Genomic DNA, 14,785 nt, shown 5'->3' with positions numbered 1-14,785 from the left:
CAGCCGGTCCCAGTTAATGCTTCGGGTGCACGCATTCCTCATGGTTGCCGAGGATTTCGATCACGCGGCACTGGTCGATGCGGCCATGTGCAGTGCATTCCAGCATGCGCTGCAATTCGGTTTTAAGCGACAGCAGTTTTGCGATGCGGTGTTCGACATCGCTCAAGCGTGCGCGTGCAATGGCGTCGGCCGCCGAACATGATTGGTCGGGATTATCCTGAAGATCAAGAAGCGTGCGGATCGCATCCACCTCGAAACCCAGATCGCGTGCGTGGCGAATGAAAAGCAGCCGCTGGACATCCTGCCGGTCATAGAGGCGGCGATTGCCATCAGTGCGCGGCGGTGAGGGTAGCAGGCCGATCTGCTCGTAATAACGAATCGTCGGCACTTTGACGCCGCTCGCTTTCGATGCTTCTCCGATCGATACATTCATGATCATTTTCCGCTTGCTCCTCTAGTCACTAGAGGATGTAGACCTTGCTCAACACAATTCAAGAGCAGTGCTGAAAAGAGCAGATCATGAGTGAAACATTGAACCAGATTCGCTTTCGCATCGACGGTATGGATTGCGCATCCTGCGCAGCCAAGATCGATACTGCCGTGCGGCGCGTGCGCGGTATCGAGGATGTGTCCGTCTCTGTCACGGCAGGCACGATGACCGTCAGCCATGATGGAACAGGCGATCTCGACAAGATCGCAAGCAAGGTGCGCAGCCTCGGCTATGGTGTGGAGCCGATGGCTCCCGAAAAAACCGTCAAGGAAAAAGCTCTGGCGAAGCATGAGCATTCGCACGATCATTCTCACCACGACCACGACCACGACCACGACCACGACCACGACCACGACCACGACCACGACCACGACCACGACCACGACCACAGCGCGTGCGGCGGCCATCATGATCATCACGATCACGCCCATGAACACAATCATGAAGCCCACGACAAGGTTATTGCCGTAACGTCCAACAGTTTCCGCTTTCAGGTCGATGGCATGGATTGCGCATCCTGTGCGGCCAAGATCGATACTGCCGTACGGCGCCTGTCCGGCGTGACGGATGTGTCCGTTTCCGTGACCAATGGCGCAATGACCGTCAATCATGATGGAACGGCGAAGAGCGACGAAATCGCCGGCAAAGTGACGGCGCTGGGCTACAAGACTGCCCTTGCCAAAACCGTTGTCCCCGGTGCCGGTTCTGCACCAAAGGCGACCGGGCCGACAAAGCCACAGCCGTGGTGGCGTTCGAAAAAGGGTCAGATGATGCTGGCCTGTGGCGGCGGGCTGGTCGCGGCCTATATTGTCGGACATCTTTATCCGTCCATCGCGCTTTGGGCCTTCACGGCTGCGATGCTGATCGGTCTCGTGCCGATTGCCAAGCGTGCCTATATGGCGGCCATCAACGGCACGCCATTCTCCATCGAGATGCTGATGACGATTGCCGCCATCGGCGCAATGTTTATCGGCGCAACCGAGGAAGCAGCAGCCGTCGTTTTTCTGTTTCTGGTCGGTGAGCTTTTGGAAGGCGTTGCTGCAGGTAAGGCGCGTGCCAGCATTCAATCCCTGACTGCGCTGGTGCCGAAGACTGCCTTCCTTGAGAGAAATGGTGCGACCACGGAAGTTGCCGCCGACAGTCTGGCGGTCGGCGATGTGATTTCGGTGCGCCCCGGCGACCGTATGCCTGCGGATGGTGAAATCCTGACGGGCGAGAGCGCTGTCGATGAAGCGCCGGTCACCGGTGAAAGCACCCCGGTCGGGAAGGCCGAAGGCGACACGGTTTTTGCTGGCACGATCAATGGTGATGGTGTGTTGCGGGTCCGGGTCACGGCTGCCGCGCAGGACAACACCATCGCCCGGGTTGTGCGGCTGGTCGAGGAAGCGCAGGAAGCCAAGGCGCCGACCGAACGTTTCATCAATCGTTTCTCGACCTATTACACGCCGGGCGTTGTGGTTGTGGCGGCGCTCGTCGCCATTCTGCCGCCGCTTGTTGCGGGTGGTGACTGGAATGAATGGGTTTACAAGGGTCTTGCGATCCTTCTGATCGGTTGCCCCTGTGCGCTGGTCATTTCCACGCCTGCTGCAATTGCAGCGGCTCTGTCGTCGGGTGCCCGACGCGGCCTTCTCATGAAGGGCGGCGCTGTGCTGGAAACCATCGGCAAGATCACGGCGGCCTGTTTCGACAAGACCGGCACGCTGACCGAGGGCAAGCCGAAGGTGACAGATGTTCTTGCAGGCGACCTGTCCGAGGATGAAGTGCTGCGTCTTGCCGCGTCTCTGGATGCGGGCTCAAGCCATCCGCTGGCGCTGGCGATTGTCGGTGCTGCAGAACAGCGCAGCCTGAAACTGTCTGTCATCACGCAGGGCAAGGCCCATGGTGGCAAGGGTGTGTCTGGGGCGGTTGGCGAAATGGACCTGTTTCTGGGGTCGCGCCGCGCCGCCAATGATATTGCGGCCATTCCGGATGCACTGGCGAGCCGCATTGCCGCCTGCAACGACGAAGGCAAGACCGTTTCTGTCCTTGTCGCCAATGGCAAGATTGCCGGTGCAATCGCCATGCGTGATGAACCGCGCGCTGATGCCATTGCCGGTTTGCAGGAATTGAAAGCGGCCAATATTCGCACGGTCATGCTGACCGGTGACAATCGCCGCACGGCGGAAGCAATCGGACGCGATCTCGGGATCGAAGTGCGGGCCGAGCTTCTGCCGGAAGACAAGCAGCGTATTGTCGGCGAGTTGCGTAAAGAAGGTCTGATCGTCGCCAAGGTTGGTGACGGCATCAACGATGCGCCAGCCCTTGCTGCAGCCGATGTCGGCATCGCCATGGGTGGCGGCACGGATGTGGCGCTGGAAACGGCAGACGCTGCGGTTCTGCATGGCCGGGTTGGCGATGTGGCAGCGATGGTCGACCTTTCCAAGCGAACCATGCGCAATATCCATCAGAATATTGCCATAGCGCTCGGATTGAAGGCTGTCTTTCTGGTGACCACCGTGCTGGGTATTACAGGCCTCTGGCCCGCAATTCTGGCCGATACAGGTGCCACCGTTCTCGTGACGATCAATGCGTTACGGCTTCTGAGGCAACCGGTGCGATAAAACAAAAGAACCGGCGAAACCGCCGGTTCGCGTCTCTTCCTTCGAGCCGTGTTACTCGCCGATCAGAACGCGGATGCGTTCACTATATTGCTTGCCGAAAGCAAGATGTTCGGGATTGATGTCCTTCAACTCATCCACCAACTGCGGCTCGCTTTCGGCATCAGCTGCTGCAAGGCTGCTCATCAGGGCGAAATAGCCGAGAATATAATCGGACGGCGTGATGTTCTGGGCCTTGAGCACTTCCACGACCTGCGGACGGGATTCGACGCTTTTCACCATCTTGTCGAAGGAAGGCGTGGCATCCTGTCCTTCCTCTTCCGTCGCTGAAAGTTCCATACCGCCCAGCTGTTCTTGCACTTTTTCCATGCGCGACAGGAAATCTTCGCTCAGCTTGAAATTGTTGATTTCGGCAGGCGTCTGTTTCGGCGCGACATCAAGCAGATCGTCGGCAAACGCGACGCCGGTGGAAACGGGCAGGGCGACAAGAGAAAGGCCAATGGGGAAAAGGCCGAGGAAAACGGCGCAGCCTGCAATCTTGAAACGGGAAAACACCGTCATTCTTCTATCCTCGAACTGTGGAACGATTCGCGCTCTCAAATAGCAATAGCATATGTCAGAACATATCCTTGCGCTTGCGGATTTCGGCAAACACGGCTTCGTCGGGTGCATCCTGCAGGCCGAGGCGGCTGCGAATGCCTGCATCATGCCAGCGCAGGAAGGGATTGGTCGCCATTTCAAGCGCAATGCTTGACGGCAATGTCATGCGATCGGCGGCGCGAAGCCGTACGATCTCGGCGGCGCGTTCCTTAAGGGCGGAATTGGCCGGGTCGATGGTGAGCGCAAATCGGGCATTGCTTTCCGTATATTCATGACCGCAATAAACCGCCGTGTCGCCGGGAAGCGCAACCAGCTTCTGCAATGACTGGAACATGGTGAGCGGCGTTCCCTCGAAAAGCCGTCCGCAGCCGAGCGCGAACAGCGTATCGCCCGTGAAGACGGCTTTCGCATCGGGAAGGTAATAGGACACTTCGCCCGCCGTATGGCCGGGCGTCGCGATGACCTTCACCCGGAAGAGACCGAAGGTGAATTCGTCCCCGTCCTTCACCGTGCGGTCGATGCCGGGAATCTTTGTTTCTTCGGCCTTGGGGCCGATGATGCTGACGCCGTATTTCGCCTTCAGCGCATCATTGCCCTCGACGTGATCGAGATGGTGATGCGTTGTGAAGATGAAATCGAGCGTCCAGCCGCGCCGTTTCAGAGCGGCCTCGATCGCCGCTGCATCGGGCGCATCAATGGATGCGGTGAGTGCGCTTTGGGGATCGTGGATCAGGACGCCATAATTGTCGCTGCGGCAGATGAACTGTTCGATTTCAAGCCGTTGTGCGATCCCGTTCATGGTGTCCGTCCTCCCGTTACGACGCGGTTTTGTTATCTTCCGTCAGTGAATGCTTCTGGATAAGCGGCATTTGTAAAAGCGTGAAGACAATGGTGATGGGCATAATGCCCCACACCTTGAACGATACCCAGGCATCGGTCGTGAAATTCCGCCAGACAACCTCGTTGACAACGGCGAGGAAGATGAAGAACAGCCCCCAGCGCAGCGTCAGTTTTCGCCAGCCTTCGGCATCGAGACGGAAGGCTGAATCAAACACATAGCCGAGCAGGGACTTGCCGAAGAAGAGCCCGCCGAGCAGGATCGCACCAAACAGCGTGTTGACGATAGTCGGCTTCATCTTGATGAAGGTGTCGTTGTGCAGCCAGAGCGTCAGCGCTCCGAACACCAATACGACAATGCCGGAGACAAGCGGCATGATGGGCAGGGTGCGCGTCATTGTCCATGAAATGGCGAGCGCGATTACGGTTGCGCCCATGAATAGCGCCGTTGCCAGAAAGATCGGTGCGCCGATGGACGCCAGCACCGGAAAACGCTCGATCAGCATTTCGCCACGCGCATTGGCAAAGAAGAAGACAAGAAGCGGCCCCAGCTCCAGCGCAAGCTTGAGCAGCGGCGGGACTTCCCGGCGTTCGGCTTCGCTTTTCTGTGACGGATCGCGTTCGAAAACGGGATGCTCCATCAGGCAACTCCTGCGATGGCGCGGGCAAAATCCTTGGCCGCAAAGGGTTCCAGATCGTCGACACCTTCGCCGACGCCGATGAAATAGATCGGCAGTTTATGCTTGGCCGAGATGGCGACAAGAATGCCGCCCCGTGCCGTGCCGTCAAGCTTGGTCATGACCAGACCGTTGACACCGGCAATATTCTTGAAGATTTCGACCTGATTAAGGGCATTCTGGCCGGTGGTGGCATCGAGTGTCTGCAAGACGGTATGCGGTGCTTCCGGATCATGCTTGCCGAGCACGCGCACGATCTTTGCAAGCTCGTCCATCAGTTCGGCCTTGTTCTGCAACCGTCCTGCCGTATCGATGATAAGGACGTCGCTGCCGGCTTCCTTGGCCTTTTCCCATGCATCATAGGCAAGCCCTGCCGCATCGGCGCCGAGCTTGGAGGACACGACCGGCGAACCGGTGCGTTCGCCCCAGATGTGCAACTGCTCGATGGCTGCTGCGCGGAATGTGTCGCCTGCCGCCAGCATGACCTTGAGGCCACCTGCGGTAAGCTTTGCGGCAAGCTTGCCGATGGTGGTGGTCTTGCCGGTGCCGTTGACGCCGACCACGAGGATGACATGCGGTTTGTGCGACAGGTCAAGCTCCAGCGGCTTTGCCACAGGGCCTAGAACCTTTTCGATTTCCGCGCCCATGATCGTGCGTACTTCCTCGCCCGTCACGTCCTTGCCGTAGCGACCTGACGCAAGCGCATCGGTCACGCGCATGGCGGTTTCAAGCCCGAGATCAGCCTGGATCAGCACGTCTTCGAGATCCTGCAGCGTGTCGTCATCAAGCTTGCGCTTGGTGAAAATGCCGCCGATGGATTCACTCAATGAATTCGATGAACGGAGCAGGCCGCGACGCAGACGCTCGAACCAGGACAGCTTTGGCTCAGGCGCTACCTCAACCGGCGCTTCTTCCTTATGTTCCTCGACCGCCTTGGCGACCTTCACCTTCTTGGGCTTCACCGGCTCTGGCTGAGGCGCTGGTTCGACCGCTTCCTCTACCACAGGTGCATCAGGAGCTTTTGCGACTTCGGGCTGTTCGAGTTCGACAGCGGGTTCCGGCCCGGGCTCAACAACAGGCTCGACAACGGGTTCAATAGCAGGCTCTGGCGCAGGTGCTTCGACCGCGATTGGTTCCATCACCGGAGGCTGTTCAATCGGGATTTCAATCTCTGCAACCGGATGCTCCGGTTCAGCCTTTTCTTCCTCAACCGTTTCAGATGCAGGCGCTTCAATCGGCTCAGGCTCGCTGGCGATCACTGGCGCTTCCGGTTCGGAAATGACCACTTCAACGACGGCTGTTTCGATTTCTTTGGGCGCTTCGACGGTTTCAGGAAGTTGCGTTTCTAAAGCCGTTTCCACGGCATCGGGAGCCGGTTGTTTGACTGGTTTTTCTTCGACCTCCTTCTTGCCGAAGGAGAACATTTTCTTGATGAAACCCATTGCCATGAAATCTGGTGCCCTTAAGCTTTAAGCCGCTTGCGGCTCTGCCAGACGGGTGAGGAGCTTTTCACCGTCATGGCCTGTCACGATACGTTCGATGATTTCGCCCGGTGCGCCACCGTCCACCGATGCCAGCGTAAAGCCTTCGGTGCGCGCAATACCTTCCTTCTCGACGAGAAGGCGCTGCAAGGTGCCATCCAGCGCGCCGAGGTGTTTTTCATAAGCGCGGTCGCCTTCCGCGCGCAGGCGTGCCGCACGTTCCTTGACGATTTCGCGCCGCACCTGCGGCATACGGGCGGCGGGGGTGCCTTCGCGTGCGCTGTAGGGGAAGACGTGCAGGTGGGACAGTCCGCATTCCTCGACGATCTTCAGCGAATTCCGGAACATGTCTTCGGTTTCGGTGGGGAAACCGGCGATGATGTCCGCGCCGAAGACGATGTCTGGACGCAGAGAACGCACCGTTTCGCAGAAGCGGATCGAATCGTCGCGTAAGTGGCGACGCTTCATGCGCTTCAGGATCATGTCGTCGCCCGCCTGTAGCGACAGATGCAGATGCGGCATCAGGCGCTTTTCATTGGCAATCGCATCCATCAGATCGTCATCGGCCTCGATGGAATCGATGGAGGAAAGACGCAGGCGCTGCAAATCCGGCACCTGGTTGAGAACAGTCTTCACCAGCTTGCCGAGACGCAGGCTTCCCGGAAGATCGGGACCGTAGGAGGTCATGTCCACGCCAGTCAGCACCACTTCGGCATAACCGTTGCCGACAAGGCGCTTGACCTGATCCACCACCGCGCCCATCGGAACGGAGCGGGAATTACCGCGACCATAGGGAATGATGCAGAAGGTGCAGCGATGATCGCAGCCATTCTGCACCTGCACGAAAGCGCGCGCGCGACCTTCGATGGCATCGACCATATGGCTTGCGGTTTCGCGCACTTCCATAATGTCGTTGACGCGTACTTTTTCGAACTGGTTGACGCCGAAATCCGGCAGCATCCGGTAGGAATTGGATTTCAGTTTTTCCTCATTGCCAAGAATGAGGTCGACTTCGTCCATGGCGGCAAAATTGTCCGCTTCGGTCTGTGCGGCGCAGCCGGTGACGATGATGCGCGCTTCCGGGTTTTCACGGCGTGCCTTGCGGATCGCCTGACGCGCCTGTCGCACGGCTTCTGCCGTCACGGCGCAGGTGTTGAAGATGATCGCGCCATCCTTCAATTCGCCAAGTCCGGCGGCATCGGCTTCGCGTTTCATCACCTCTGATTCATAGGTGTTGAGACGGCATCCGAATGTTACGACTTCCACCGACATCAGGTTGCACCCCTGTCAGTTGGCTTGTCATTCTGGGCGTCGCGGCTCCATTCGCCGGTCGCAGGATCGAAAGTGCCTGAAAATTCCCATTCGGCGGGGCCGGTCATCATGACATGATCGTCGTCGCGCCATTCGATCCTGAGCGGGCCACCGGGAACATTGACGGTGACTGTGCGCCCGGTGCGGCGCGTGCGCACTGCCGATACGGCGGCGGCGCAGGCGGCGGAACCACAGGCGCGGGTCAGACCTGCACCGCGCTCCCATGTGCGCAGATCGATTGTCTCGGGCGAGGTGACATGGGCTATGGAGATATTGGCGCGCTCCGGAAAGATCGGATGATGTTCCAGAAGCGGTCCGAATTTTTCCAGCTCATAGGACCAGACATCACGGTCGACCCAGAAGATTGCGTGCGGGTTGCCCATGGATGCAACCGACGGCGAATGCAGAACCGGCGCGTCGATGGGGCCGACCTGCAGTTCGATCATGCGCGTATCGCGAAATTCCTCGGCAAGCGGAATATCCTGCCAATCGAAGCGCGGCTTGCCCATATCGACTGAAATCAGGCCGTCTTCGTGTTCGGTCGCGGTCAGAATTCCGGCGCGGGTCTCAAAAGTGAAGGCATGCCGACCGGTCTCGGCGGCCAGCGCCTGAACGACGCAGCGTGTGCCATTGCCGCAAGCCTGCGCTTCCGTGCCGTCGCAATTGATGATCGCAATATAGTTGTCGGTTCCCGCCGTGCGCGGATCGTGGATCGCCATGATCTGATCGAAGGCGGTTTCGCTGTCGCCTGCAAGACGGATCGCAGCTTCAGGCGTTATCCGGTCCGCGCGACCGCGCATGTCGGCAACGATGATCTGATTGCCGAGCCCGTTCATCTTGGCGAAGGCTGCCTTGGTGGCCATAACTATCGTGGTTCCGTTTTCCTGTGGCTTTGGTCGATAAAGCCTATGGGACAATTAGCGTCTATATGGCGGAAAAGCCCGCAAATTGCCAGTACCCGCGACAGATTGCGAAAAGTTGCGGCTCGGATGTTCGTGCAGGACAGGCGCCAATATCGGAGAAACTGTGGCCTTCCTGTCCCAGTTTCAAGATTATTAAGCGGTTTCAAGCATTCTTGAAGGGTTTGGGGGGCAAAAATGACAGGTGCCGGTGTTGCTTTTTTAACCATATAGCCATTTTATCGGTCCAATATTGTCACATTGCAGGGCTTCGGTAGGAAGTCCGGGGCATCCCCACCCCTGATGAGAAATGCGGAAATGGAGAACCAGATGGGAATTTCGAAAGCAAGTCTGCTCAGCCTCGCGGCGGCTGGCATTGTTCTGGCCGGGTGCCAGAGCTCCCGGTTCGGCAATCTCGATACGGTTTCGCCACCACCGCCACCGCCGCCCGTGAATGCGGCTCCAGCAGGCTCGGTGCAGAAGGGCAACCTTAATTCTCCTAATGCTTCGCAGTTCCCGACAGCTCCGACCACGGACCCGAATGCACAACCCGGCACACAGGTTGCAAGCCTGCCGCCGGCATCCGCGCCCGATCTGACGCCAGGCTCCGTCGCCGGTGTCTGGAACGCATCGCTTGGCGGCCAGAGCTGCAAGATCGCGACGCCGCAGACCAAGTATGGTCAGGGCTATCGCGCTGGTCCGCTGCGTTGCCCGGGCGAACTCGGCAATCTCGCTTCCTGGGCCGTCAACGGCAAGCAGCTCGTTCTCTATGATGCGAATGGCGGCACCGTCGCGTCGCTCTATTCTTCGGGACAGAGCCGCTTCGACGGACAGACTTCAGGCGGGCAGGCCGTGTCGCTTTCGCGCTAAGACATTCTTTCGCTTAAAGACAGGCGGATCATCGCGAGATGGTCCGCCGTTTTTGCAATTGAAAGGTTGAACGGAAGCAATCATGTCTTTCGACGGTAATCTGAAAGCCTTCCCCTCCGTCCGCGAACATTACGATGCGATGGTCGTGGCGGGTGATGTGGAAGCCGATCCTGCTCAACTCGAACTCACCGTCCGTTATGACCGGCTGATCGAGGAAATCTGCACCAAACGCCTGTCACGCAAGTCGAGCGCGCTCGGCTGGCTGTTCGGCAAGCGCAAGGAGGCAACGAGCGTCATCAAGGGGCTTTACGTGCACGGCGAGGTCGGGCGTGGCAAGACCATGCTGATGGACATGTTCTTTTCGCTTTTGCCCGTCGAGCGTAAACGTCGCGCGCATTTCAATGATTTTATGGCCGATGTGCACGAGCGCATCTATGCGCATCGTCAGGCGTTGAAGCGTGGCGAGACCAAGCAGGACGATCCGATCCCGCCGGTCGCCGATGCCTTGAGCCAACAGGCGTGGGTGCTGTGTTTCGACGAGTTCACCGTGACGGATATTGCCGATGCGATGATCCTGTCGCGCCTGTTCAGTGCCTTGTTCGCGCGTGGAGTGGTGTTGGTGGCGACGTCCAACGTTGCGCCGGACAATCTTTATCGCGACGGACTGAACCGGCAGCTTTTCCTGCCCTTCATCGATATTCTCAAGCAGCATGTCGATGTGATCAATCTCGATTCGCGCACCGATTACCGCCTCGAAAAGCTCGACCGCCAGCCGGTCTATCTGTCACCGCTGGGTTCTGAGACGACCAAGCGCATGGAGGCGGCCTGGGTGGCGCAAAAGGACGGTGCGCATGAAAAGCCGGATGTCATCCGCATCAAGGGGCGCGACATCGAGGTCGCCCGTGCCGTGCATGGTGCGGCGCGCTTCACTTTCGATGCGCTCTGTTCGAAGCCGCTTGGTGCCTCGGACTATATCGCCATCGTGAAGCACTATCCGACCTTGTTCATCGATGATGTTCCGGTGTTGGACTATTCACGCCGCAACGAGGCCAAGCGCTTCATTCTGCTGGTCGACGTACTCTACGATCACCACGCGCGGGTGTTCATTTCGGCTGAAGCCCAACCGGAAAAGCTTTATCTCGCCAGCAAGGGCACGGAGGCCTTCGAGTTCGATCGTACCGCTTCCCGTCTTTTCGAGATGCAGAGCGCGGACTATCTGGCGGAGCCACCCGGCAAGGCCGGTTGAAGTCGACCCTTCCCGCTATCATCATCAGACTGCCCCATCATCAGACTGCCACAGACTGGACTTATAAGCCCGGTGGGCTATGTTGCTCACGCAATTCATGCGGAAGGCGGTGGCGCGTTCGTGCCGGACTTCTGATACGGCATCAGTTTTAAATCGGGGCCGGTTTTGAACAGGTGCACAACGTTGTTGGAATTGGCAGCTTGCCAGTCGCTCCTTCACCGCTTCGCCGGGGATGGTTCGCGGCGGTAGGAGAGGGTGGTTTTGCCTTGATATTGACAAATTATCTTACGTTTACGTAAGAACCATTAATTCTAACCGATTGAAAACATTAGTCGCAAAATAATGAGTTGAGTTTATCGCCAAAGAGTCCTATCTCGCAGTTCCAACGCTTGAGCGTTTCCGGCGAGGATTCCGGATGGCTTGATGCGTCTCTGGATCAAAAGTGAGGAAAGAAACAATCATGGCACGCAACAAGATTGCCCTCATCGGCTCCGGCATGATCGGCGGCACGCTCGCCCATCTGGCTGGTCTGAAGGAACTCGGCGACGTCGTCCTTTTCGACATTGCGGAAGGCATCCCGCAGGGTAAGGGACTGGATATCGCCGAATCTTCTCCGGTTGACGGTTTTGATGCGAAATACACCGGCGCCAACGACTACGCAGCAATTGAAGGCGCAGACGTTGTCATCGTGACCGCAGGCGTGCCGCGCAAGCCGGGCATGAGCCGCGACGACCTTCTGGGCATCAACCTCAAGGTGATGGAACAGGTTGGCGCAGGTATCAAGAAATACGCCCCTGAAGCTTTCGTCATCTGCATCACCAACCCGCTGGACGCCATGGTCTGGGCGCTGCAGAAGTTCTCCGGTCTTCCGGCGCACAAGGTTGTCGGCATGGCTGGCGTTCTCGACAGCGCCCGCTTCCGTTATTTCCTCTCGGAAGAGTTCAACGTTTCGGTTGAAGACGTCACGGCATTCGTGCTGGGCGGCCACGGCGACAGCATGGTTCCGCTGGCCCGTTACTCGACCGTTGCCGGTATCCCGCTCCCTGATCTCGTCAAGATGGGCTGGACCAGCCAGGACAAGCTCGACAAGATCATCCAGCGCACCCGTGACGGCGGCGCGGAAATCGTCGGCCTGCTCAAGACCGGCTCGGCTTTCTACGCTCCGGCTGCATCGGCCATCCAGATGGCTGAATCCTACCTCAAGGACAAGAAGCGCGTCCTGCCGGTTGCTGCCCAGCTTACGGGCCAGTACGGCGTCAAGGACATGTATGTCGGCGTGCCGACCGTGATCGGTGCCAATGGCGTCGAGCGCATCATTGAAATTGATCTCGACAAGAACGAAAAGGCTGAATTCGACAAGTCGGTGGCTTCGGTCGCCGGTCTTTGCGAAGCCTGCATCGGCATCGCTCCGTCGCTGAAGTAAAATTCCAGACAAGGCCGGGTTGTCGCATTTGTGCGGCTCCGGCCTTTTCCGGCTGTCAATTATCGGTCGAAGATTCGGGCCGTACCGGCTCGCTGAATCGGTCGGGAATCCGTAGAGGACAACCAGATGAATATTCACGAATACCAGGCCAAGCGCCTGCTTCACACCTACGGCGCACCGATCGCCAATGGTGTGGCTGTCTATTCCGTCGAACAGGCGGAAGAATGGGCAAAGACGCTTCCCGGACCGCTTTATGTCGTCAAGAGCCAGATCCATGCTGGTGGACGCGGCAAGGGCAAGTTCAAGGAACTGCCAGCCGATGCAAAGGGCGGCGTGCGCCTCGCCAAGTCGGTTGAGGAAGTGGTTGCCAATGCGAAGGAAATGCTCGGCAACACGCTTGTCACCAAGCAGACCGGCCCTGCCGGCAAGCAGGTCAACCGTCTTTACATCGAAGACGGCGCCGACATCGATCGCGAGCTTTATCTCTCGATCCTGATCGACCGCACCGTTGGTCGTCCGGCTTTTGTCGTTTCGACCGAAGGCGGCATGGACATCGAAGCCGTTGCCGAAGAAACCCCTGAAAAGATCGTGACTGTCGCCATCGATCCGGCCAAGGGCGTAACGGACGAAGACGCCAGCAAGCTCGCCGACGCGCTGAAGCTTGAAGGTCAGGCTCGTGAAGACGGCGTCAAGCTGTTCCCGATCCTCTACAAGGCGTTCACCGAAAAGGACATGAGCCTTCTCGAGATCAACCCGCTGATCGTCATGACCGATGGCCGCGTGCGCGTTCTCGACGCCAAGGTATCGTTCGACGGCAATGCGCTGTTCCGTCATCCTGACATTCAGGAACTGCGCGATCTGTCGGAAGAAGACGAAAAAGAGATCGAAGCTTCCAAGTACGATCTCGCTTACGTCGCTCTCGACGGCAATATCGGCTGCATGGTCAACGGCGCAGGCCTTGCCATGGCGACGATGGACATCATCAAGCTCTACGGTGCAGAACCTGCCAACTTCCTCGACGTTGGTGGCGGCGCTTCCAAGGAGAAGGTGACGGCTGCGTTCAAGATCATCACCGCTGATCCGGCTGTCCAGGGCATTCTGGTCAACATCTTCGGTGGCATCATGAAGTGCGACGTCATTGCCGAAGGCGTGATCGCCGCGGTCAAGGAAGTCGGCCTCAAGGTTCCTCTGGTTGTCCGTCTCGAAGGCACCAATGTCGAACTCGGCAAGAAGATCATCAACGAGAGCGGCCTGAACGTCATTTCGGCCGACGATCTCGACGATGCGGCGCAGAAGATCGTCGCTGCAGTGAAGGGGAATTAAGGCATGTCCATTCTCGTCAACAAGGACACCAAGGTTCTCGTACAGGGCCTGACCGGCAAGACCGGCACCTTCCACACCGAACAGGCGCTTGCCTACTACGGCACGCAGATGGTCGGCGGTATCCATCCGAAGAAGGGTGGCGAAACCTGGGAAGGCCAGAAGGGCGAAAAGCTTCCGATCTTCGCAACCGTTGCCGAAGCCAAGGAACGCACAGGTGCAGACGCATCGGTGATCTACGTTCCGCCAGCAGGTGCTGCCGATGCCATCATCGAAGCCATCGAAGCTGAAATCCCGTTCATCGTCTGCATCACCGAAGGCATTCCGGTCATGGACATGGTTCGCGTCAAGGAGCGTCTGGAACGCTCGAAGTCGCGACTGCTCGGACCGAACTGCCCGGGCATCCTGACCCCTGAAGAATGCAAGATCGGCATCATGCCGGGCAATATCTTCAAGAAGGGTTCGGTGGGTGTTGTTTCCCGCTCCGGCACGCTTACCTATGAAGCAGTGTTCCAGACCTCGAACGAAGGCCTCGGCCAGACCACCGCTGTCGGTATCGGCGGCGATCCGGTCAAGGGCACCGAGTTCATCGACGTGCTGGAAATGTTCCTGGCCGACGACGAAACCAAGTCGATCGTCATGATCGGTGAAATCGGCGGTTCGGCTGAAGAAGATGCGGCTCAGTTCCTCAAGGACGAAGCCAAGCGCGGTCGCAAGAAGCCGATGGTCGGCTTCATCGCTGGCCGTACGGCTCCTGCCGGACGCACCATGGGCCATGCTGGCGCCGTGATCTCCGGCGGCAAGGGCGGCGCGGAAGACAAGATTGCTGCCATGGAATCGGCCGGCATTCGCGTGTCGCCGTCGCCGGCGCAGCTCGGCAAGACGCTGGTCGAAGTCCTCAAGGGCTGAGATCGCGTATCGGTCTGAATATCCCGGCGGCGGCGAAAGCCGCTGCCGGGTTTAGCATACAACGGGTCATGTGATCCGGATTAGAGGGACGGATATCCGTTCCGACGCGTAGAGTTTAGTCATGC

The 14,785-nt window shown here is 58.5% G+C and carries 13 protein-coding genes; 6 read left to right on the top strand and 7 right to left on the bottom strand.

What is annotated here, in order from left to right; genetic code table 11:
* Positions 1 to 13 precede the first annotated feature (13 nt).
* Positions 14 to 436 (bottom strand): helix-turn-helix domain-containing protein, encoded by a 423-nt coding sequence (locus KWJ32_RS05315; protein WP_029375811.1) that lies wholly within the window; start codon positions 434 to 436, stop codon positions 14 to 16.
* Between the two features lie 95 nt (positions 437 to 531).
* On the opposite strand from KWJ32_RS05315, the gene KWJ32_RS05310 reads away from it, so the two are divergent.
* Positions 532 to 3,090: a heavy metal translocating P-type ATPase gene (locus tag KWJ32_RS05310; protein WP_256885971.1), complete on the top strand. Its 2,559-nt coding sequence runs from the start codon at positions 532 to 534 to the stop codon at positions 3,088 to 3,090.
* A gap of 51 nt (positions 3,091 to 3,141) precedes the next feature.
* On the opposite strand, the gene KWJ32_RS05305 is transcribed toward KWJ32_RS05310, so the two are convergent.
* The 6 genes from KWJ32_RS05305 to dapF are packed head-to-tail and all read right to left on the bottom strand — an operon-like array spanning position 3,142 to position 8,856.
* Positions 3,142 to 3,648 carry a hypothetical protein gene (locus KWJ32_RS05305; protein WP_012091123.1) on the bottom strand — a complete coding sequence of 169 codons (507 nt, stop codon included), beginning with the start codon at positions 3,646 to 3,648 and terminating at the stop codon, positions 3,142 to 3,144.
* Between the two features lie 55 nt (positions 3,649 to 3,703).
* Positions 3,704 to 4,486 carry a hydroxyacylglutathione hydrolase gene (gene gloB, locus KWJ32_RS05300; RefSeq protein WP_094514487.1) on the bottom strand — a complete coding sequence of 261 codons (783 nt, stop codon included), beginning with the start codon at positions 4,484 to 4,486 and terminating at the stop codon, positions 3,704 to 3,706.
* Positions 4,487 to 4,502: 16 nt separating this feature from the next.
* Entirely contained in the window at positions 4,503 to 5,165 is a 663-nt protein-coding gene (locus KWJ32_RS05295) for a septation protein A (RefSeq protein WP_010657601.1), read from the bottom strand.
* Entirely contained in the window at positions 5,165 to 6,649 is a 1,485-nt protein-coding gene (gene ftsY / locus KWJ32_RS05290) for a signal recognition particle-docking protein FtsY (RefSeq protein WP_094514486.1), read from the bottom strand. Before ftsY ends, KWJ32_RS05295 begins: the two co-directional genes overlap by 1 nt.
* 21 nt (positions 6,650 to 6,670) lie before the next feature.
* Positions 6,671 to 7,954: a tRNA (N(6)-L-threonylcarbamoyladenosine(37)-C(2))-methylthiotransferase MtaB gene (gene mtaB / locus KWJ32_RS05285; RefSeq protein WP_094514484.1), complete on the bottom strand. Its 1,284-nt coding sequence runs from the start codon at positions 7,952 to 7,954 to the stop codon at positions 6,671 to 6,673.
* Entirely contained in the window at positions 7,954 to 8,856 is a 903-nt protein-coding gene (gene dapF / locus KWJ32_RS05280) for a diaminopimelate epimerase (RefSeq protein WP_151609631.1), read from the bottom strand. The genes mtaB and dapF overlap by 1 nt, the downstream gene beginning before the upstream one ends.
* Before the next feature lie 366 nt (positions 8,857 to 9,222).
* On the opposite strand from dapF, the gene KWJ32_RS05275 reads away from it, so the two are divergent.
* From KWJ32_RS05275 to sucD, 5 genes are all read left to right on the top strand, one after another.
* Positions 9,223 to 9,762 carry a protease inhibitor Inh/omp19 family protein gene (locus tag KWJ32_RS05275; protein ID WP_010657597.1) on the top strand — a complete coding sequence of 180 codons (540 nt, stop codon included), beginning with the start codon at positions 9,223 to 9,225 and terminating at the stop codon, positions 9,760 to 9,762.
* 82 nt (positions 9,763 to 9,844) lie between these two features.
* The gene (gene zapE, locus KWJ32_RS05270; protein ID WP_012091129.1) at positions 9,845 to 11,008 is read left to right on the top strand and encodes a cell division protein ZapE; all 1,164 of its coding nucleotides are present in this window, start codon (positions 9,845 to 9,847) and stop codon (positions 11,006 to 11,008) included.
* A gap of 460 nt (positions 11,009 to 11,468) precedes the next feature.
* Entirely contained in the window at positions 11,469 to 12,431 is a 963-nt protein-coding gene (gene mdh / locus KWJ32_RS05265; protein WP_010657595.1) for a malate dehydrogenase, read from the top strand.
* A 126-nt stretch (positions 12,432 to 12,557) separates the two neighbouring features.
* Positions 12,558 to 13,754 carry an ADP-forming succinate--CoA ligase subunit beta gene (sucC, locus tag KWJ32_RS05260; RefSeq protein WP_010657594.1) on the top strand — a complete coding sequence of 399 codons (1,197 nt, stop codon included), beginning with the start codon at positions 12,558 to 12,560 and terminating at the stop codon, positions 13,752 to 13,754.
* Positions 13,755 to 13,757: 3 nt separating this feature from the next.
* Positions 13,758 to 14,660 (top strand): succinate--CoA ligase subunit alpha, encoded by a 903-nt coding sequence (sucD, locus tag KWJ32_RS05255; protein WP_010657593.1) that lies wholly within the window; start codon positions 13,758 to 13,760, stop codon positions 14,658 to 14,660.
* Positions 14,661 to 14,785 lie beyond the last annotated feature (125 nt).

The organism is Ochrobactrum sp. BTU2 (genome assembly GCF_024539785.1).
Lineage (GTDB): Bacteria > Pseudomonadota > Alphaproteobacteria > Rhizobiales > Rhizobiaceae > Brucella > Brucella anthropi.
The sequence above is the reverse complement of the archived record's forward strand: the minus strand, read 5'-3'. Positions and strand labels throughout refer to the sequence as shown.